General features: G+C 39.8%; 13 protein-coding genes. 6 read left to right on the forward strand and 7 right to left on the reverse strand.

Features of this window, described 5'->3' with window-relative positions:
- The first annotated feature begins 2531 nt into the window (after positions 1-2531).
- Positions 2532-2987, forward strand: a complete 456-nt coding sequence (locus VF06_RS16535; RefSeq protein ID WP_099071372.1) for a response regulator — start codon at positions 2532-2534, stop codon at positions 2985-2987.
- 39 nt (positions 2988-3026) lie between these two features.
- Here the strand turns inward: VF06_RS16535 and VF06_RS16540 are convergent, their stop codons facing one another.
- The 3 genes from VF06_RS16540 to VF06_RS42725 form a co-directional block, all read right to left on the reverse strand.
- Positions 3027-4169, reverse strand: a complete 1143-nt coding sequence (locus tag VF06_RS16540; protein ID WP_099071371.1) for a hybrid sensor histidine kinase/response regulator — start codon at positions 4167-4169, stop codon at positions 3027-3029.
- A gap of 36 nt (positions 4170-4205) precedes the next feature.
- Positions 4206-5540: an ATP-binding response regulator gene (locus VF06_RS16545; RefSeq protein ID WP_099071370.1), complete on the reverse strand. Its 1335-nt coding sequence runs from the start codon at positions 5538-5540 to the stop codon at positions 4206-4208.
- A 313-nt stretch (positions 5541-5853) separates the two neighbouring features.
- Positions 5854-5979, reverse strand: coding sequence for a hypothetical protein (locus VF06_RS42725; RefSeq protein WP_257207678.1), 126 nt, complete (start codon positions 5977-5979; stop codon positions 5854-5856).
- A 1136-nt stretch (positions 5980-7115) separates the two neighbouring features.
- On the opposite strand from VF06_RS42725, the gene VF06_RS16550 reads away from it, so the two are divergent.
- Both VF06_RS16550 and VF06_RS39230 read left to right on the forward strand, forming a co-directional pair.
- A complete protein-coding gene (locus tag VF06_RS16550) occupies positions 7116-7841 on the forward strand; it encodes a response regulator transcription factor (protein ID WP_099071377.1) in 726 nt (241 codons plus the stop codon).
- Positions 7838-7975: a histidine kinase gene (locus tag VF06_RS39230; RefSeq protein ID WP_100793650.1), complete on the forward strand. Its 138-nt coding sequence runs from the start codon at positions 7838-7840 to the stop codon at positions 7973-7975. The genes VF06_RS16550 and VF06_RS39230 overlap by 4 nt, the downstream gene beginning before the upstream one ends.
- Here VF06_RS39230 and VF06_RS16555 read toward each other — a convergent pair.
- Positions 7937-9301 (reverse strand): lipid-A-disaccharide synthase-related protein, encoded by a 1365-nt coding sequence (locus VF06_RS16555; RefSeq protein WP_099071369.1) that lies wholly within the window; start codon positions 9299-9301, stop codon positions 7937-7939. The genes VF06_RS39230 and VF06_RS16555 overlap by 39 nt on opposite strands.
- Before the next feature lie 438 nt (positions 9302-9739).
- Between VF06_RS16555 and VF06_RS16560 the strand changes: the two genes are divergently transcribed.
- Complete coding sequence (locus VF06_RS16560) at positions 9740-11833, forward strand: BamA/OMP85 family outer membrane protein (RefSeq protein ID WP_099071368.1); 2094 nt, start codon at positions 9740-9742, stop codon at positions 11831-11833.
- A gap of 328 nt (positions 11834-12161) precedes the next feature.
- On the opposite strand, the gene VF06_RS16565 is transcribed toward VF06_RS16560, so the two are convergent.
- The gene (locus tag VF06_RS16565) at positions 12162-12899 is read right to left on the reverse strand and encodes a DUF3598 family protein (RefSeq protein WP_099071367.1); all 738 of its coding nucleotides are present in this window, start codon (positions 12897-12899) and stop codon (positions 12162-12164) included.
- 410 nt (positions 12900-13309) lie between these two features.
- On the opposite strand from VF06_RS16565, the gene VF06_RS16570 reads away from it, so the two are divergent.
- Complete coding sequence (locus VF06_RS16570; RefSeq protein ID WP_099071366.1) at positions 13310-14917, forward strand: serine/threonine-protein kinase; 1608 nt, start codon at positions 13310-13312, stop codon at positions 14915-14917.
- A gap of 416 nt (positions 14918-15333) precedes the next feature.
- Entirely contained in the window at positions 15334-18009 is a 2676-nt protein-coding gene (locus VF06_RS16575; RefSeq protein ID WP_099071365.1) for an alkaline phosphatase family protein, read from the forward strand.
- A gap of 65 nt (positions 18010-18074) precedes the next feature.
- Here VF06_RS16575 and ccmS read toward each other — a convergent pair whose 3' ends face one another.
- Both ccmS and VF06_RS16585 read right to left on the reverse strand, forming a co-directional pair.
- The gene (gene ccmS / locus VF06_RS16580) at positions 18075-18500 is read right to left on the reverse strand and encodes a beta-carboxysome assembly chaperone CcmS (protein ID WP_099071364.1); all 426 of its coding nucleotides are present in this window, start codon (positions 18498-18500) and stop codon (positions 18075-18077) included.
- Positions 18501-18605: 105 nt separating this feature from the next.
- Positions 18606-20024, reverse strand: a 1419-nt coding sequence (locus tag VF06_RS16585) for an ABC transporter ATP-binding protein (RefSeq protein WP_099084276.1), incomplete at its 5' end; no start/stop codon positions are given.

Here is a 20024-nt window from a genome sequence, read left to right on the forward strand (position 1 = left end):
CTAGAAAATAGTTTATTCTACTATCTAAAGAATGATACTAAGACCGCTACATATATGATATATGTAGTTTTTTGTTGCATAATCTAGCTATACATAACAAATTTCAAAAAATATGAACTAGCCTATCTGTGTCTCAGAGTTAGGCACAGAGCCTATTTGAATTCTGAATTAAATTATCTAGTATTTGGGGATACTAAAAAGTAGTATTTGAAAATTTTTTTATGACTTTAGTAGGGTATCAAATAGATTACCAGTTGGTATCGCTCTTTTATTGATACAGAATTATCGTTAGAGGTGATGGAGTAGGTATCTTACTGGCCATTTAGAAATTTTTGGCGAATTACTGATGAAAAAGGCATGGCTAAAAGCCACGCCTCCTATATACCAAGTGTTTACCATACTTAGCTAATTTAAGATTAGTTTTATTTCAGTTCATCTGTCTATAGTGTGTTTACAAAATGTTTAGAATCTGTTGATAAATCAATATTTTTAAGACATAAAAAAAATATTTTGTCTAGATATAAATCCAAAAAGATAAATTTATATGATTTATACAAAAATATACTGTGTAATAGTATTTATCAATAAAAATAAAAAAGCGTCAGTATAGTCTAATAAAAATATAATAACATCAAAAAGACATAAAAATACTATTTATATAAAAACAAGTACCTGTGTAATTGTGAACAATATCGGTGTTGACTGTTGACTGTCAACAACCTTAAGATCTAAATATTTGACAAATTATAGGAATTTTATTTAATTTTTCAACAAAATTCCGTACACTTTACTCTTTTATAACCCTCTTGCCTATTACCTATTGCTTATTGCCTGCCTAGATAGATATGTTCATTAATCAAATCGGACGGCTATATTTAATTCTGCCAATCACAACAGATGCGGATGGTAAATGTAATTAATCAAGAAAGGCTTGGTAGTTAACCAAGCCTTAGGTAAGAGTAGAGTCTATCAGGAGAATTTAGTCATTTTAACTGAGGAATACATCTGTCTAAAGAGAGTAGACAAATATCTTATCAATTTATTTATAAATATCTATACTAATAATAAAAAGGCTTAGCGGATTGCTAAACCTCCTTAGAAAGCAGTTATTCGACACACCAGAATTAATTTAAACTTGGTCTTCGTTATAGTCATCTTCCTCTAGGATGTATTGAATATTTATGAAATCTGATAAGCTTCCTTCGTTGCATCTAAATTACTGTTGATTGTTGACGGTTGACTGTCAAATAACCTCATGATTAATTCCAGTTTTGTATCATTTAGGAATAGATAGAGGTTTGGAATCTAGAGAAAATTCAATAAAATTAGGACACATATTTGATTTTTGAAATATAGGTAGCATCTATCCAGGACTTTAATCCATAATCCTTTCATCGAAAATTGGTATTATTGCTTGCTTCGTTGTGGCGGTACGTAGTGGAACCCAAGGAATTCTCGAAAATCTTGGATTATAGCAGTCCGATTTGATTTATAAACATATTTATCTAGGTAGGCAAGAGGTTTATAGAAAATTAAAGGGTAGGGAATTTTGTTCGCAAATTAAATAGCAGTCCTATAGCTGTGGGATTTTGCTACATTCTCTAACTGAATTTAAATTTATACACTTACAGCAGTTTTGGTGGTATTTAGGCCACAATTGAGGCGGTGAATGGTGAGTAGTGAGTAGGGAGTGGTGTAGCTGAATTACTTGAAAAGCGTTCTAATTAAGTATTAAAAATTATTAGCGTACGTAGTCCCCATTTTCTATAATAGACTTCTAAGAGAAGTCGGGAAAAGGAAAATGGGAAAGGTTTGGTATTTTCCCTTTCCCCAATAAAGATGTATCCCTTTGACCACAAGAGTGCAAAAAGCAATTGATTGCGAGAGGTCTAATCTTAAGTTAAGTGCAATAATTGAAAAATCAACTTATGCTTCAAGTTTATGGTAAACTAATGAACAGTTTAGAATGGCTATATTTAAATGTTTGTGCTTAGCAAAACTATACAATACTTAGCTAATTTTTTACTAATTTAAATGTCAGTTAAAATACTGCTTATATGTTCATGCATTCTATTACATTTGTCAAAAAATGAAATTCTATTTGTGAAACTTGATAGAATAAATGATAACTATTAAAGTCTATTGATTGCTTAGACCTTAGTAAATAATTTGACAATTAATAGTAGGATTACTTAATTTGTAGTATCTTTTTTTTAATCTGTTCGCGTAATATTTTAAGCAATGGTGTTGCAAGTAATCATTTGAACTTTCTAAAGCTTTACTATATAAATTTATTATGAACCAATTAAGAAAATATTTCGCAATTTTGCGTATGATTGAAAAGTATCTGCCAATGCTGTAAGTTTGAGGTTCTTTTACCTCAATCTTTTTTGTTTGGGCAAGGACGATCGCCCAAGTCAAACCAAAAGAAAACCATTACCTCAGTAACCGTTATTTTATCGTTTTGAGGAAGTCTCGTCTGTATATCTCAAGAAAGACAATGAATCCTAATAAAATGTTCTGGAGAAGAGATGTATTTGGCACATTCATTCACGAATGATGAAAAAAAGCAAAACTCTCACCAGCCTTTGATTTTGGTAGTGGAAGACAATAATGATAGTCTTCTGTTGATTAGCTATGCTCTAGAGTCAATAGGTTGTAGATTCATTTGTCAGACAGATTGTTCTGCAACGGTGTTGGTAGCTAAAGAATATCAACCAGACTTGATATTGCTAGATATTTTATTACCAGGTCTCAGCGGTATTGATGTTGCATATCATTTGAAGCAAGAACCTCTAACTTACCAAATTCCAGTGGTTGCAGTCACAGCCTTAGCCACTAAGGAGGATCGAGAGCGTATTTTGAGAGCGGGTTTTAATGATTACATTAGCAAACCCTACATGATTGAGGATTTAGAGGCTGTAATTCGTCGGGCGCTAAAGGGAGAATTCAGTTTTCACTCAGCTTTTGAGGTTTGCCAAGATTAGTAATGTAGCAGGGTTTTTTGGTGTCTGAATTTTACGGTGTCAACTGCTATATTCAAGGTTTTTGGGTAGTTCGACAGTAAATAAACTGCCTTTACCTACTTCAGAAGTGACTTGGATAGTTCCTGTGTGTGCTTCTACAATTCGGTGGGATAGATGTAGTCCTAAACCACTACCTGAACGTTTGTTTCTGCCTTGCCGAAATCGCTCGAAAATTGTTGCTTGCTCTTCAGGCGCAATTCCATATCCTGTATCTTCTACCTCAATTGTTACCCAATCTTGAGGTTTAGAATTTTTTGGTGATTTTTCAAAAATGCGGACTGTGATGCCTCCTGTGTCTGTAAATTTGATGGCATTTGCAATTAAGTTGTATAGTACCCGTCTGAGTTCAAAGCGATCGCCCATAACCATAGCAGTATTTTTATCCTGTGGGTTTAATCCACTAGTATCTACTTTCAAAGTCAAATTTTTTTCATTAGTCAGAGGTGTGATTTCACTCACCACTTCTTGAGCGATTTCTGCTAAATCGCATATTTCCCAATTTAAAGTTTTTTTACCGGCTTCAAAGCGATAAACTTCTAGGAGAGTGTTCACCATCTGCATTAAATTTTGGTTACTGCGAATCATGACGGCGATCGCTTTTTTCATTTCCGGCGAAATTTTGCAGAATGTTTCCATCTCAAACAAATTCAACATGCGATCGGCCGCTACCAACGGAGTTCGCAAATCGTGAGTCAAGCGGGAAACAAAGTCTTCTCGCTGGCGCGCCATTTTTTGTTGTTCGTCGAGACTGTGTTTGAGGCGTAAAAGCGATCGTACTCTTGCCAAAAGTTCATCGGTATCAAATGGTTTGCGAATAAAATCATCAGCACCAGCATCCAAACCTTCCACAACGCTAGATTCATGGAAAGCAGTAATCAACAAAATTGGGATATAACTACTAATTGCACGGTTATTGCGAATCCGGCGGGTAACTTCATAACCATCCATCCCCGGCATCATTACATCTAATAAAATCAAATCCGGTGGAGATTGTTCAATTTTTCGCAAAGCAGTTATCCCATCTGAAGCTAAATCAACTTCATAACCTTCACTTTCTAGAATCGTTTGTACCAAAATCAAATTATCTCGCGTATCATCAACTGCGAGAATGCGATCGATTTTATAATTTTCAACTACAGACATGATTTATCAACTTTTATCAATTTTTTTAGCAGTAACTTATAGTTTAAATTTGGGAGAACCTATGGGTGATTTTCTCCCTGGAGCAGATGATTGATGGGGATTTTTAGCAGAACAAAAAACCCCATCTTTTTCCCAATGTAAGCTTTGAGGCTCCACTGCTACAGTTGCTAATGTTACTTGGCGTGGCAATTCTATTCTAAACATTGAACCGATGCCTAGTTGGCTCTCTAGAACTATTTTGCCACCCATCATTTGTACCAATGAATCTACAATAGCTAAACCCAGACCAGTGCCTGGATATTTCCGAGTAATAGTTTGATCGACTTGGCGAAATGCTTCAAAAATAAGTTTGAAATCTCTAGGTGCTATACCAATACCTGTATCTTTAACGATAATTGCCACTCGATTAGCGGGTAGTTCCTTAATCTCAACTAAAATTTCACCGGATTCTGTAAACTTTATGGCGTTAGAAAGCAAATTGATTAAGATTTGTTTAACACGAAATGGATCGTTAAATCCCAAAGGATTTTGTAAATCGATTTCCACCAGCAATGAGAGATTTTTCGCCTCTGCTAAAGAATGCATTTCTCCAACAGCTGTGTTTACGATCTTAGAAATATCAAATATTTCTGGTTTTAAGTCTAATCGTCCAGACTCCAACTTAGAAAAATCCAGAACTTCATTGAGCAGCATTAACAAATGCTTACCATTATTTAAAATGCGCTCAACCATATCCGCTTGTTGGTGTGTTAGTTGACCGAACTTTGGACGCAAAAGTATTTGTGAAAAACCAATAATCGCATTCATTGGCGTTCTCAGTTCGTGGGACATGGTAGCTAAAAAATGTGATTTTAGCCGCGATGCTTCCAATAATTTAAAGTTTTGGATTTGAATTTGTTGCTGTTGTCTTTCTAATTCTTGGTTTTTACGAATCAGTTGTTCGTGACTTTCTCTGAGTTGCTGGTTTGCCAAAGCTGCCTGCATTTCAGCACGATGAACTCGAATGGCATTCCGCAAAATATGTGCCAATATTTCTGAGGATATTCTAGACTTAGAAAGATAGTCTGTAGCACCAGCTTTCATTAATTCAACAGCGATTTGTTCATCTCCTTGTCCAGTTAGGACTACTAGAGGAACTTTGATATCCGAAGCGCGTATGTTTTGGATGAGAGTTAATCCATCTTGGTCTGGTAAGCGATAGTCAAGGAAAACACAATCATAAGTGGTGGTGCTTAATACAGAAAATGCATCATGACCATCGCTGACTTCAGACAGATGCATTTGCACGCCGGCTTTTGTTAAGGCACGACGTACTGCCATCCGGTCTACTTCGTCATCGTCTACAACCAAAATTTTCAGCGTCTCTTCCATCGGTTTTAATTTTCGCCGTAAAACATAGGTTGATGTATAACATTTCTTTTTTCAGATTATCCTATTAAAGAATGTAAGATTTTCTGAGATCTAAAATCTGTAACTTAATTAACTAAGACCTTTTGTAATATATCCAAGTATGTTAAAAATTCCCAAATCAGAAAACTTGAAAAATAAAAACAATATTTCCCAAATCAGTATACCAATCATCGGAGACTCGCGATCGATTCTGACTTTTGAATGGCAGCTGTCATAAATCTCTTGACCAGAGTAACACGCTGCTTCATAATGGAAGCTAATTTCTGAAACTAAATCAGCAATAGAAATATTTATTTGGCATATCTTCTTGAGGAGGGTAGCTGCGATCGCCGCCCGAAGTTCTAGCTGTCTCTAGTTCATCACCTGGAAAGTCAACTAGGTTAAAAATATTAATTTTCATGAATGTAAGCTTGACATTCATCAATATTAAAGAAATCCCAAAAATCAACAACAGCACATTGTCGTTAACTGTTGACTGTCAACCGTCAACGCCAAACAATTATTTTTGGACTTGGAATTCCCTTAATTTTTTTATCCTCCATTAGTAGTAGACTAATCACAGTTGCAGGTGTTTCCTGAGAGTTAATTTTTGCTTGTTGTATCCAGAATATGGTTAATTGACTCTTGTATTGGCACTAAACTGCTGGCTTGTAACCAATACCTCAAAAGCAATTAGCAATTAACAAACTAAAAAATATTGAACTCAAGACAGTAAACAAGGCTAGTATAAAGTAAAATAAAATACTTTATAGAGCTTAAAACAATTGTAAATGAGTCAGTTCACAACCGTCGTCAGTCATTAGTGAGAGTTGCACACTATTATTGTGTACCATAAGCTTGAGCAGTTTTACCCATCAGTTTGGTCAAACGAGGTAAATAAAGAAGTACTAGGTGTACTTAATTGATAAATTTTAAGGAATCTTAACCTCTTGGAATTATTGACAGTGTTGACTGTTGACTGTTGACAGAGCAGTGAAGAATTAGAGTTTATTCTCCTTATCCCCACCTCACCATCCCCCCATCTCCTTTGTCCACATTCCTGGCTTTGCACAAGATAATAGTAAATAACCAGGGGATCGTAGAAACTAAAAGCTGATTTTTGCACAAAAGTGAGAAATTTAGTATTCGTATCAATATTTCATCCTTTTTGTGCAACTCACCATATATCTCCGGCTAGATTTGTACTCTATCTAAATACAAAAAATTAGGATATTTATTATTTCTATCGGTGGATGCAGAGTTATCAAAAGATCATCTATCTTTGGTTTGGGAAAATAAAGCGTAGGTAAGAAATAGGCGCTCAAGATGAGGCAGTGCGCTGGAAGTGTTTATCGACTTCCTAACGCCGAACCCTCTTTCTTAGCAGCTGCCGTTCATAAGTCATAATAGAGAATGAATCTAATATAATTGACATATGGATTCATTAAGTATGATGGTGATTGTTGAACTATTTTGACTCCTAAATTCTTAACAGAAAAAGTAATTACAAAAGGTAATACTTTAAAAGATGCAAACAGTGTAAGAGTGAGTGTAGCGATGAGTGAAATTAGCATTATTTTAATTGAAGATCATGATTTAACACGAATGGGACTAAGGGCCGCATTACAGTCTCACAGTGCATTAAAAGTGATTGGTGAAGCTGCAAACGCTACTCAAGGATTAAAACTTTTGGAAACGGCAAAGCCAGATGTAGCCGTTGTCGATATTGGCTTGCCTGACATGGATGGTATTGAGCTGACCCGTAAATTCAGACGTTATCAAGCGGAAACTGGGGGACAGCCAGCAACCAAGATTCTCATCCTCACAATGGATCATACAGAGGATGCTGTACTTGCGGCTTTTGCGGCAGGAGCAGATTCTTATTACATGAAAGAAACAAGTATCAGTAAATTAACTGAGGCTATACAAGCGACTTATGGTGGCAACTCTTGGATCGATCCCGCCATCGCCAATGTAGTTTTACGGAAGATGCGCCAAGGAATTCCTGGAGAAAGCCAAAGTTCTGACAAACCAAAAACCGTAAAAATCGAAGCCCTAGCCACAGAATACGAGCAAGTTTTGGAAACATACCCCTTAACCCAACGAGAATTAGAAATTTTAGAATTAATTGTCGCTGGATGTAGCAACGGGCAAATTGCCGAAAAACTCTACATTACAGTTGGTACTGTCAAAACCCACGTTCGGAATATTCTCAATAAACTCTGTGCTGATGACCGTACCCAAGCTGCTGTTAGGGCTTTGCGTTCTGGGTTAGTAGCGTGAGGGATTGGGGAGATGGGGGAGATGGGGAGAAAGATTGCTACCTTGTCTACCTTGTCCCCCATGCCCAATGCCCCATGCCCAATGCCCCATGCCCTTCATCCCAATCTTTCTTGCAAACATTGGGCAATGCGTAGTGCTGCACCTGGTTTTCCCATGCGGCGCACTCCGTTTTCGGCAATTATTTGCAAATTATCGGGATCTCTGAATAAGGACTGTACTATTTTTGCAACTTCCGCTGGCTGCTCAACTAAAATCAAAGATGAACCTAAAAGCCGACTTTGAGCTTGAGCGAAGCCAAGGTTATATTGAGGCCCTTTGCCGGGAATAGCGATCGCAGGTTTCCCTAAACCAATAAACTGTTCTGTAGCTGTACCCGCCATTGCGATCGCCACATCTCCTAAATGCAAACAGTCATTATAAGCTTGTTGTGTTAATACTAGATATGCATTTCTTTGCTTAAATGTCAATATATTTGGGTCTGGAAGTGAGATAGGACATTCTGATGCAGTTCGCCAACCTTGGGATTGTACCCTTTGAGATAAGATATTACAGTCTAGACCAGGGGCGATGGCAGCTAAAAACACCAAAGTGCCAGAGGTGTGGAAAGTAGAATTTCGCTGTTGCAAACTTGTCAGTAATGCAGACACAGCGATGGTGATGCTTTCCCAATTATTGTAGGCTTCTGGCGGACGGGAACCAGGCAAAAGAGTCACTACAAAAGGTCGCACAGTTTCCTGTTGGTGGCTAGCTACACTATAAAATTGTGAAGATGAGAATGTAGGTTCTAAACCATCCATCATCGGATTACCCAAACTCAAAGCCGGAATTGGCCATTGTTTTAATATTTCCGTTGTTAGCGCATCTCTGAGAAACACCGCCTGACAACGGCGACGACTCATCAACCAACGTTCCCAAGGATGATACACTGAACCAGAAAAGTTTTCCCAACTTCCACCCTGGGATTTTTTTGGTAACAAGCCAACTTCATCTCGCACGTGATATTCTGATTTTGCCGTACCAACAAAAGCATAATTAGCACCGCTCAAAGCCGCAAACAACAATGGCACAATATCTCCCACAGCTAAAATTGCTCTTTTGTTACCCAATTTTTTTTGAGAATTTACCCAGCGGCGAATTGCCTTCAATTGACTAAAGGTGAGTTGCAATAAACCACCGCGTACATCCCGCGCCAATTGGCGTCCATCCATATAAATAAAGCCACCAGAAGGCATAGTGCGTACTGAACCGATGAGAGGAATATTCAGTTGTTCATAAGCACGTCCTTCACCCACCAGAGGTAAAGCAAATATTTCTGGTGGATTTGGTTGTCGCTGGAGTTCTTGCAAAATACGAACTGCAATTATATCTTCTCCATGTCCGTTACTTAATACAAGTAATCGCAAACACGAACTTGCAGCTTGGGAATTAGAAGCTAAGGATAAGCGAGATGCATTACTCATAGGATTTTATAGTTGTACTGTGACTATCCAGTAATGGTGATATCATGCCGTAAAATTATATTTTGATTATTCTGGAATTCACCGATTAATGCCTAGCCAATCTCACAGTGTATAGGAATTTGATTTGGTATAAGGTAGGGTTGCAAAGCTTTGCGTACCTAAAAATTTATATTTTTCAACGGTTTTCACTAGTGGGAATCCTATTCTCGGTAACACAGCAAAGTTGCTGTGAAACAAAAAATCAAAATTAACTGTCTATGTGGGTAAGAGATATAAATAAGGAATTTTGCAAAGTAATTTGTAGTTAGTATTATCCTTACTACTTTACTTGAGTTGAATTAATACTAAATTCCTAAAGGATGTATTGTTTGAAATTGTTCAAACAGTCTTTTAGTCAACATTTATAATCCCAACTCTCAGTTAATTAAGTTAAATATTATGAAAATTTCTACTACGGCAATTTTGACTTTAGCAACTTTAGCTGCTGGCAATGTTACTCAGCAAGCCACAGCTGCATCTGCTAAAACTGTGACTCCAACTGCAAAACCTGATAATTTGGTAGTGCCAGTAATTGAAGAAACTCCCACACGAATAGAAACAATTGCTTCTCCAGAAACTATAGTTGCACAACAATTTTCCCAAAATCCCCTGCCAGGAACTACAACTGCAAATAAAAATTCCCCAGTCATTTTAAAACCACCAGCCACACTCATACAAAACCAACCAAACAAGGTTAACTCCTCTGAAACACCATTTGCAATTCCCTCGTCTCCCTCTCTCCAAACCCCTGTAATTAACAATGATTTAGTGGTGACGGCCACAAATGTACAAATAGTGGGGGCGAATCAAGAATTGCAAGAAATAATTCGCAAAGTAATTAAAACTCAGACTGGTGGAGAAACTAGTCAAAGCCAGTTACAAAAAGATGTGACGGCGATTTTGGATACAGGTTTATTTAGTAATGCCACTGTGAATAGTCAAAGTACATCTACTGGGTTGAATGTAGTTTATCAGGTGCAACCGGTAATCGTGCGATCGCTGCAATTATCTGGGGCAAAAGTCCTGACTTACCAAGTCGCCCAACAGCGTTTGCAATCTCAAATTGGTAGCGCTATCAGTCCGGCTGCACTCGAACAAGCAGTGACACAAATTAACAAGTGGTACGCTGACAATGGTTATAACTTAGCACGGGTGCTATCAATTAAACCCAGTCCTCAAGGAATTCTCACCTTGAATGTTGCTGAAGGCTTGGTGGGGGATATCAAGTTTCGCTTTGTTGGTGACGACGGTAAAACCGTAGATAGTAAAGGTAATCCCGTGGGAGGACGCACCAAACCAGATTTTCTCCAACAGCAACTCAAGCTAAAACCCGGTGAAGTTTTCCGAGAAAATGTAGTTAAACAAGACATCCAACAGCTATACGCCACCGGCTTATTTCAAAGTGTAAATGTTGCTTTGGAAGGAGACGCCACAAAAGTTGATGTGGTTTATCAACTCAAAGAAACTGGGGCCCGTGGCGTGAATTTGGGTGGTAGTTACAACGCCGAACAAGGATTGATAGGTACAATCAGCTATCAAGACCGCAATGTCGGTGGCGCTAACGATACTTTAGCGTTGAATGTTGGCGTTAGTAGCCGGGACTTACAGTTTAATAGTAAATTTATTAGTCCTTACCGAGCAACTAACCCCGATCGCTTGGGTTACACTGTGAATGTTTTCCGCAATGGCGAACTTTCTCAAACCTTTGACGATGAAATTAAGTTAGCCAACGGCGATAAAGTCCAAGAAGGTCACATTGGTGGTGGCATCAGTTTACAACAACCAATAGACGGCTGGAATACCTCATTAGGACTGAATTATAACCGCACTACTATCCGCGATCGCCAAGGTAATGTTACCCCAACAGATGCCCAGGGCAATCCTTTATCCTTCAGCGGTACTGGTGTGGATGACCTAACCACCGTATCCTTCACCGCCACCAAAGACCAACGAGATAACCCTCTTAATCCTACTAAAGGTTCCGTATTGAGTTTGAGTACAGAACAATCTGTGCCCATTGGTCAAGGTAATATTTCTCTCAATCGCCTCAAAGCCAATTACAGCCAATATTTACCAGTTCAATTATTTAGCAGCAAACAGCCACAAGTATTTGCAGTCAATGTCCAAGCTGGTACTGTCATTGGCGACTTACCCCCCTACGAAAGCTTTAACTTGGGTGGTTCTAACTCAGTGCGGGGTTATGACTCCGGAGAAGTTGGTAGCGGTCGCAGTTATGTCTTAGCTTCGGCGGAATATCGCTTCCCGGTTTTACCAATCGTCGGTGGTGTATTGTTCGCTGACTTCGCCTCCGACTTGGGTTCCGGTGATACTGTATTGGGAAATCCGGCTGGTGTGCGAGACAAACCAGGTTTGGGTTTTGGTTATGGCGCTGGAGTACGAATTGATTCACCTTTGGGCTTAATTCGCGCTGATTATGGTTTTAATGACCAAGGAGAAAGCCAATTACATTTAGGTATTGGACAACGGTTTTAAGAAGAAGAATTCAGAATTCAGAACTCAGAACTCAGAATTCTGAATTAGATAAAACTTAGAGGATGTTTGAAAAGTCATGAGTGATGTGCCAAATATTTTTACCCCACCCTAACCCTCCCCTTATAAAGGGGAGCCACTGCGTTGGACGGGTTCCCCGGCTTGAAGCAAGTGGCGGGAGGGAACCGGATTTTTCTTGTTTCCCCCCTTGATAAGGGGGGACTAAGGGGGGTAACAACGTAATTAAAATCACAGCTAATTACCTTTCAAACAACCTCTTACACAAGTACTATTTATTTCATCATGATTTAGGTTTGCTATATGCTTGCGATCAACGCTGGAATTTTTCTAAGTTAAAGCTTGTGAATCCAGATATATTGAAATGACGAATACCCCGAAGCAATAAAGTAGGATTTACAAGCCATTGTACTGCCAAAAAAAACTCTGTTCCACTTTCTATATATCGTGGAATACTGATTGATACACTATCTTGCAAATGCAAAGTCAGATAATTTTTATTTAAATCTTCTAGTTGTATCCATGCAGTTGGGACTGCTGGTGATACTATAAAATCAGGGGTCATTTTGGTGATTACTCCTTGCCAACCACTTAATTGATTTGCAGCAGGTAGAGGAGATTCATTAACTATACTGTCCAAATGTTCAGAAATTATCAAAATATCTAAAGTATTATTTTCGTTATATCTAGCAACTGCACTTCTACGCCTGTCTTGATGCTTAAAACCAGTTTCAAAAAAGAATATCGAACCAGGTTTTACTTCTGAAGAACCCCAGGAAAAGCTATCATTAAAATGAAGGGATCTGATGTGAGGTTTGAGATGCGGCCCATAGGTTTCTAATTTGTTTGTTCCATCAACATAGGTAGAATAATTCTGATGATTCATTTGACTGCCATCGCTGTTTAAATGGAAGCTTCTAACACATTGATGAAACTTAATTAATTGGCCTTCCAAGTTATAAACGTTCCAGGTTCCGTGCCAGTCTCCGATATGAGTGCAAAAATTCTCCCAGTTGATAAGTTGGGCATTTGTGATGATTTCTGAATTCATTGCCAGGTGTTGTTTAGATGATTTTTTGCTATAGACACGAATAATAATATACAAATTTGAAATTTTAAATTATATGTAAAAATTATCAGTAGTGCAGATTGAATTGCTGTTTAGGCTTGTAGCAATTACCTTGTCAAGTAGTAATTCCCCCTAAAATCCCAAAGATAAAGCACAGCTGGAGTCTGTTTTCTGCTGCAAGATTTCTTGACTATCGCGCTATCCTATGAAGAAGATAAAATTGTTGCGATCGCTGGGGAGGTTTTTCCCACCAAGGGAATTCCCAAAAGGAAATCATCCCATAGATAGACGGGCAAAAACCGCGTCATCCTAAAAATATGCGAAAATTTGGGGAAATATCTTAAAAATCAGGACTAGCTAGTTATCTGCTCACTCAAGACTCAGGACTTTCTATGTTAGCAGGCACAATTTTACAAGATGGAAAATATACCCTAATCCAAGAAATAGGGCGTGGAGGCTTTGGCATTACGTACAAAGCTAAGCATCACTACTTGGGTCAGGAGGTGGTGATGAAAACCATCAATGAACGGCTGCGACAACATCCTGATTTTGCCAAATTCGAGCGCCAATTCCAAGATGAAGCCAGACGATTAGCTACTTGCATCCATCCAAATATAGTCCGAGTCAGCGATTTTTTTGTGGAAGCTGGGTTGCCTTACATGGTGATGGAATACATTCCTGGGGAAACTTTGGGCGATGCATTTGTGTTACCAGGAATACCTTTACCGGAAGCCACAGCCATTCATTATATCCAGCAAATCGGTGCGGCCTTGCAGGTGGTACACAATAACGGTTTGCTGCACCGGGATGTGAAACCAGACAACATCATCCTGCGCCAAGGAACCCAGGAAGTGGTGTTGATTGATTTTGGCATTGCTAGGGAATTTAATGGTGGAGTTAGACAGACTCACACAGGTTTGGTTTCAGAGGGTTATTCTCCCATTGAGCAGTACCTAACCCAAGCACCGCGCACACCCGCCACAGACGTTTATGGTTTAGCCGCAACCTTGTATGCCCTGTTGACAGCTCAAGTTCCCATGCCAGCATTATTGCGCGATCGCGAGCAAATGGCATCCCCCCGCGAACTACAACCACATTTAAGTGCAGCTGTCAACCAAGCAGTAATGCGCGGTATGGCTGTAGAATCTCGTTTTCGTCCCGCCACCGTTGCCGAGTGGCTGCAATTGCTACCGGGGAGTGGAGTCAATATCACACCCCAAGTTTTACCCACCTCGGCGGTGCAGACTATTAATTTATCTGCACAGCAGGCGGAAACTCTCATTGGCAAAAATCTCAAGAAACCCAAGCCCCAGAAAACTCCACACCTTCAAAAACAGCAGTCATCTAAAATATTTCTTGGTATTGGTATAGCTGTAGTTGCCGCCACAAGTGGATTTGCCATCACTAAAATGTTACCCAAATCTCAGCCGCAGCCAACCGCCAAACCACTTTTTCAACAGCCGACTCAAGAACCAGCCGCCAAAGTACCGAATTCAAGCGATACATCTTCCTCTACGTCTCCAGAAACCAACACCACCTCAAAAACTGAATCTGCACGCACCTCCAATTTCCGGCAACGTCGGCGCATTCGTCCTTCTTCTCAAGAAGAATCTTCTAGCAACAGTGCCACAACAGAATTACAACGCAATAATTCCCAACAATCAGCACCTCCCCCCTCACCTTCCGTTGCTCCCACACCGACGCTAGTGGAAAAATTACGGGCAATTCGCTCATCTCGTAATGCTTCACCACCAACATCACCGAATAAAAACTCACCCACCTCTAATCAAAATCCTGTTACTCCTAAACCCATAACTCCTGCCAATTCTGTGGTAATACCATCAGAAACACTACCACGAGACTTCAGACCCCCAACCTCAGATCCTTCTGCTGTGGTAGTACCTACATTAGAAAAGCAAAATTCATCGGCTGAGAGTCAAACACCAAAAGACCAGAAATTAGAAAAAGAAACGCTAGATAATAATGGCAATGAGCAATAAACTTGCAACTTTATTGCTAATAACTAAATGTCTTGAATTTTGAATTCCTAATCTTAACTCAATACGCTTCAGTTAAGGTTTTTTGATTAAAATTCTCAATTCTAAAGACGCTATAAATCGCCGTCTCTACAAAAATCATTCCTTCGTAGAGACACGGATTTATCGTATGTGTTGCCTTAACCGAACAATATTGAATCTTAACTGGTTCATAATTTTCCTTAAATATTGAACAACTATCTTGTGAAGCATTGATTAAAATTTTCTGCACTAATTTGTGTAGACATTAAGCATTTTGTCGCCCAATACTACTCAGGTTTCTGTAGGCAATCTTTTTGCATTAGTTGAGCTTACAGATAAATAAATGCTGCGTAGCGTAGGCATCGCTCGTAGCTTGCAATACTTAAGGAGTAGTGGATATGGCTGATACAAACAGCAGCGCCAGAAATGTCATTATTTTTGTTGCAGATGGATTGCGTAATGGTTCTGTAAATCCCATTGATACCCCGACTTTATATAGCATCCGCCAGCAGGGAGTTAATTTTACCAACAGTCATTCGCTATTTCCGACTTTTACCACACCAAATGCTTCTGCGATCGCCACTGGACATTATCTCGGCGATACAGGTGACTTTAGCAACACTATCTATACTGGTTTTCCTACCCCCAATGCTAGTGGTAGTGTGACGCCATTCATCGAAAATGATGCGGTTCTGGGAGATATTGACGAAAAATTTCCTGGCAATAACTTTCTTGATGAAGAATCACTACTGTCCTACGCACGGGAGCAAGGTTTCAACACCGCAGCAATTGGGAAGCTAGGGCCAGTTGCCATTCAAGATGTCACCCAAGTGAATCGAGAAGGCGGTACGGCTGGAAGTATTCCCATCCCAGAGACTGTAATCATTGACGATCGCACTGGTGCAGCAGCTAATCCCACAACAGGTTCGCCTCAAGCTGTACCACTCGATCCTGATATCGTAGCTCGTTTACAAGCAGCGGGACTACCTACCACAACTCCAGGTAGAGGAGCAAATGGTAATTCTGGCAATAACACAACTCCGGGAACTACAGTTGCCAATGTTGACCAACAACAATTTTTTATCGATGCCACCACCAAGGCAGTTCTCCCGAAGTTTCAAGAAGAAGATAAACCATTTGTATTGGTCTACTGGTCAAGAGACCCTGATGGAACTCAACACAATCAAGGTGATAGCTTAAACAGTTTGACACCAGGCATCAATGGTGATACTTCCAAAGCTGGGGTTAAGGATGCTGACAATAACTTAAAACAGCTTCTTGATTACCTCAAAAGTACGGGTTTGGACAAGACTACTGATGTCTTCATTACTTCTGACCACGGTTTTTCCACCATCAGCAAACAAGTTATTGATAATCAAGGCACAACAACCAATAGTTATGCCGCAACTCAAACCTATGCTGGCGTCAATCCTGGGTTTCTACCACCGGGATTTGTTGCCATTGATTTGGCTCACGATTTAGGTCTACCTCTATACGACCCTGATAAAAATACAATCGCTCCTCTAGATATCAGTAACATTCAGTATGCTGTTGTTGATGCAACACAAGGTCAACGTCCCACAGCCGGGAATGGTGTAATTGGCGGTAGCGGTCAAGTAATTAATGGCAAACTCGACTCAGGTACAAAAATCGTTGTCGCTGCTAATGGTGGTTCGGATCTGATTTATTTGCCAAAGGGTAATGCTGACTTAGCAAAACAGGTAGTAAATTTGCTCTCACAAAAGGACTATATTAGCGGTATTTTCGTAGATAATGCCTATGGAAACATTCCAGGTGCTTTACCGCTAAGTGCCATCGGACTAAAAGGTGATGCTCAAACCCCCACTCCCACAATTGTCATCAATTTCAAAACCTTTAGCACCGACCCAAATAACCCAAACAACCCTCAAACTGAGGTAGAAATTGCTGACACCAGCCTACAACAGGGACAGGGGATGCATGGCAGTTTTGGTCGGGGTGATACCTTGAATAACATGTTGGCTATTGGCCCAGACTTCAAATCAAGTTATGTAGATTATGCACCTGTCAGTAATGCCGACGTAGCACCGACCCTTGCTCAGATTTTGGGTTTGGATATTCCTAGTAACGGTAATTTGAAAGGTCGCGTCATTACAGAGGCACTAGTGGGAGGGCCTGATTCAGTTGCGTTCACCCAAGGAACTTTGACTTCACAAGCAGCTACTAATGGTGAAACAACAATTCTGAATTACCAAAGTGTAGGCAATACTCAGTACTTTACAGCAGCCGGATTTGGCGATCGCACTGTTGGACTAAATACATTAGATGTCGATTTTGGTTCTACAAGTAGTGATGATGTCATCCTCAAGTCCAAGGAAATCTTATTTACAGGTGATGGTGCAGACTTTGTAGAAAGCACTAAAGGTAATACAATCCAAACTGGAAGCGGCGAAGATACGGTGTTAGTTAACAGTGACTCTTCAGTATCCGCAGGGGACGGTGATGATAGTATCTTTATTGGTCAAAATACTGCTGCTGACAATACTAGCGCCGATGGTGGCAATGGTGATGACCAAATTACTGTAATTGAAGCCAATGGTAACAATAACCTATTTGGCGGTGCTGGTGCTGACACCCTCACAGTAATTGAAGGTTCGCATCAATTATCCTTTGGCGGTTCAGGTAACGACACCCTCAAAAGTAATGGTAGCAATAACCGCCTGTATGGTGGTTCTGGAGATGACAAACTCTTCTCCAGCGTCAATGACTCCTTGTTTGGCGGCGATGGCGATGATGTGCTGTTTGCCGGNGAAGCTGGTGGTAATAAACTAACTGGTGGTACTGGTATTGACCAGTTTTGGATTGCTAATGCCAGTTTACCTATTGCTAAAAACATCGTCACTGACTTGACAATTGGCACAGACAAAATMGGRCTTGGGGGTRTTGGGGTGACTCAATTTAGTAATTTAACGCTGTTGCAACAGGGTAACGATACTTTGGTGAAAACATCAAATACAGAGTTGGCTTTGTTAGTGGGAATTACCTCCRCTAGCCTYACTGCTAATGATTTTGTTTTTRTTGCTAGTGTGGTTTAGTCATTCCACCTGATGTAGAGACGTAGCAATGCTACGTCTCTACATTTATTTGAAATACGCTGTATTCAAAAACTTTCTTCACTCATTCGCTGTTCTAACAATTCCAATAATTCATCCACATTTTTACCAACTTGCTCAAAACAAATTGGTGGTGGTGGTTCTGGTGCAAACTGAATTAACTTAATTTCACCCTTACCAATACCAATCATTACAACTTCTACTTCTGGTTGATGATTGTCGATAATTCCCAAAATTTCTTGCAGTCGATTTTCAACTTTATTATTTAAGTTTTCTATTTGTTCTTTGGGACAATAAACAAAATGCGGTGTAGGTTGCAAATCAATGCCAATGGTACCTTGACTATCACCATTTGCTAACCATAATCCCCAAAACAGCGCTGCCAATTCTTGTTGATTTGCTTTGACAAACTTATCTAACTGGCGACGCCATTTGTTGTCTGCTGTTTGGGGTTGAGGATTACCAAAAATCATAATTAATTTGTAATTAGAAAAAACAAAAATTTCCGCACTTCACCAATAATCTTTACTGTTGCCTGTTCCCTGTTCCCTGTTCCCTCGACCAAAGGTCGATGATATTTATCGCAAGCCACTTTGTACGCGCCAAAGGCTGGAATAAATGCCGTTTTGCTCTAGCAATTCTTCATGGGTTCCGGATTCTACTAATTTGCCATGTTCCATGACATAAATGCAATCAGCGTTGCGGATGGTGGAAAGACGATGAGCGATCGCTATTGTAGTTCTATCTACTGTAATTCGTTCTAGCGATCGCTGGATCGCCGCTTCTGTTTCATTATCCACTGCTGAGGTGGCCTCATCTAAAATCAAAATCGGCGGATTTTTTAACACTGCGCGGGCAATGGCAATTCTTTGTCGTTGTCCCCCAGATAACTTTTGTCCTCTTTCCCCGACAATTGTCTCATAACCTTCAGGCAAGTTAATAATAAATTCGTGCGCCTCGGCTATCTTCGCCGCCGTGATAATTTCTTGCTCGTTGGCATTAAAGCTACCATAAGCTATATTTTCTGCCACAGTGCCATGAAATAAAAACACATCTTGACTCACCAACCCAATGCAGCGACGTAAATCTTGCAAATTCAAAGTTTGCAAATCAATACCATCAACAGTAATGCTTCCGGCTTGGATTTCGTATAACCGCAACAATAGTTTCACTAAAGTGCTTTTGCCAGAACCAGTAGAACCCACAATGGCAATGGTTTTTCCGGCTGGAACATCCAAAGACAGATTTTTAATTACCGGAAATCTATCTTTATAGGCAAAATAAACATTTTTAAATTGCACTTCACCCCGCACTTCATCCACGGGTAACGGCGTATTTCCTGTATGGATAGCAATGGGAGTATCTAATAAATTCATCACTCGATTAGTAGAAGCCATTGCCCGTTGATATTGGTCAAAAGTGTCTCCTAATCGAGTTAAAGGCCACAACAAGCGCTGGATTAAAAACACCAATACACTGTAAGTGCCCACAGACATTTTTCCAGAAACCGCCGCCATACCGCCATATAATAGTAAGGCTGTAAAACCTACCAAAATCAGCATCCGAATTAACGGAACAAAAGCCGCAGAAAGGGCAATTGCTTTAGCATTACTGCGACGATAAGCTTCACTATCTATTTCCAAACGATAGGCTTCATAAACTTCAGCCGTAAAACTTTTAATAGTAGTAATACCGCCGATATTATTCGCCAACCGCGAGTTGAGAAAACCTACCTTTTCTCGCACATCAGCATAGCGCGGTGCAAGCAGACGTTGATAAGCAAAGGAACCCCACAGAATAAATGGCATCGGCGATAGAGCCATCCACGCTACACTAGGAGCCAATATAAAGAAAGCACCGCCAATGATGACCACAGTTGTGGCAACCTGAATAATATCGTTTGCTCCCACATCCAAAAATCGCTCTAATTGGTTAATATCGTCACTGAGGACGGACATTAAACCACCAGTGCTACGTTCTTCAAAATAAGCTAACTC

Source organism: Nostoc linckia z4, assembly GCF_002608075.1.
GTDB classification, from domain to species: domain Bacteria; phylum Cyanobacteriota; class Cyanobacteriia; order Cyanobacteriales; family Nostocaceae; genus Nostoc; species Nostoc linckia.

Excerpts from the sequence above, each read along its gene's own strand:
- VF06_RS16535 (WP_099071372.1), top strand. The coding sequence starts at position 2,532 with ATGTATTTGGCACATTCATTCACGAATGATGAAAAAAAGCAAAACTCT.
- VF06_RS16540 (WP_099071371.1), bottom strand. The coding sequence starts at position 4,169 with ATGTCTGTAGTTGAAAATTATAAAATCGATCGCATTCTCGCAGTTGAT.
- VF06_RS16545 (WP_099071370.1), bottom strand. The coding sequence starts at position 5,540 with ATGGAAGAGACGCTGAAAATTTTGGTTGTAGACGATGACGAAGTAGAC.
- VF06_RS42725 (WP_257207678.1), bottom strand. The coding sequence starts at position 5,979 with ATGAAAATTAATATTTTTAACCTAGTTGACTTTCCAGGTGATGAACTA.
- VF06_RS16550 (WP_099071377.1), top strand. The coding sequence starts at position 7,116 with ATGAGTGAAATTAGCATTATTTTAATTGAAGATCATGATTTAACACGA.
- VF06_RS16555 (WP_099071369.1), bottom strand. The coding sequence starts at position 9,301 with ATGAGTAATGCATCTCGCTTATCCTTAGCTTCTAATTCCCAAGCTGCA.
- VF06_RS16560 (WP_099071368.1), top strand. The coding sequence starts at position 9,740 with ATGAAAATTTCTACTACGGCAATTTTGACTTTAGCAACTTTAGCTGCT.
- VF06_RS16565 (WP_099071367.1), bottom strand. The coding sequence starts at position 12,899 with ATGAATTCAGAAATCATCACAAATGCCCAACTTATCAACTGGGAGAAT.
- VF06_RS16570 (WP_099071366.1), top strand. The coding sequence starts at position 13,310 with ATGTTAGCAGGCACAATTTTACAAGATGGAAAATATACCCTAATCCAA.
- ccmS (WP_099071364.1), bottom strand. The coding sequence starts at position 18,500 with ATGATTTTTGGTAATCCTCAACCCCAAACAGCAGACAACAAATGGCGT.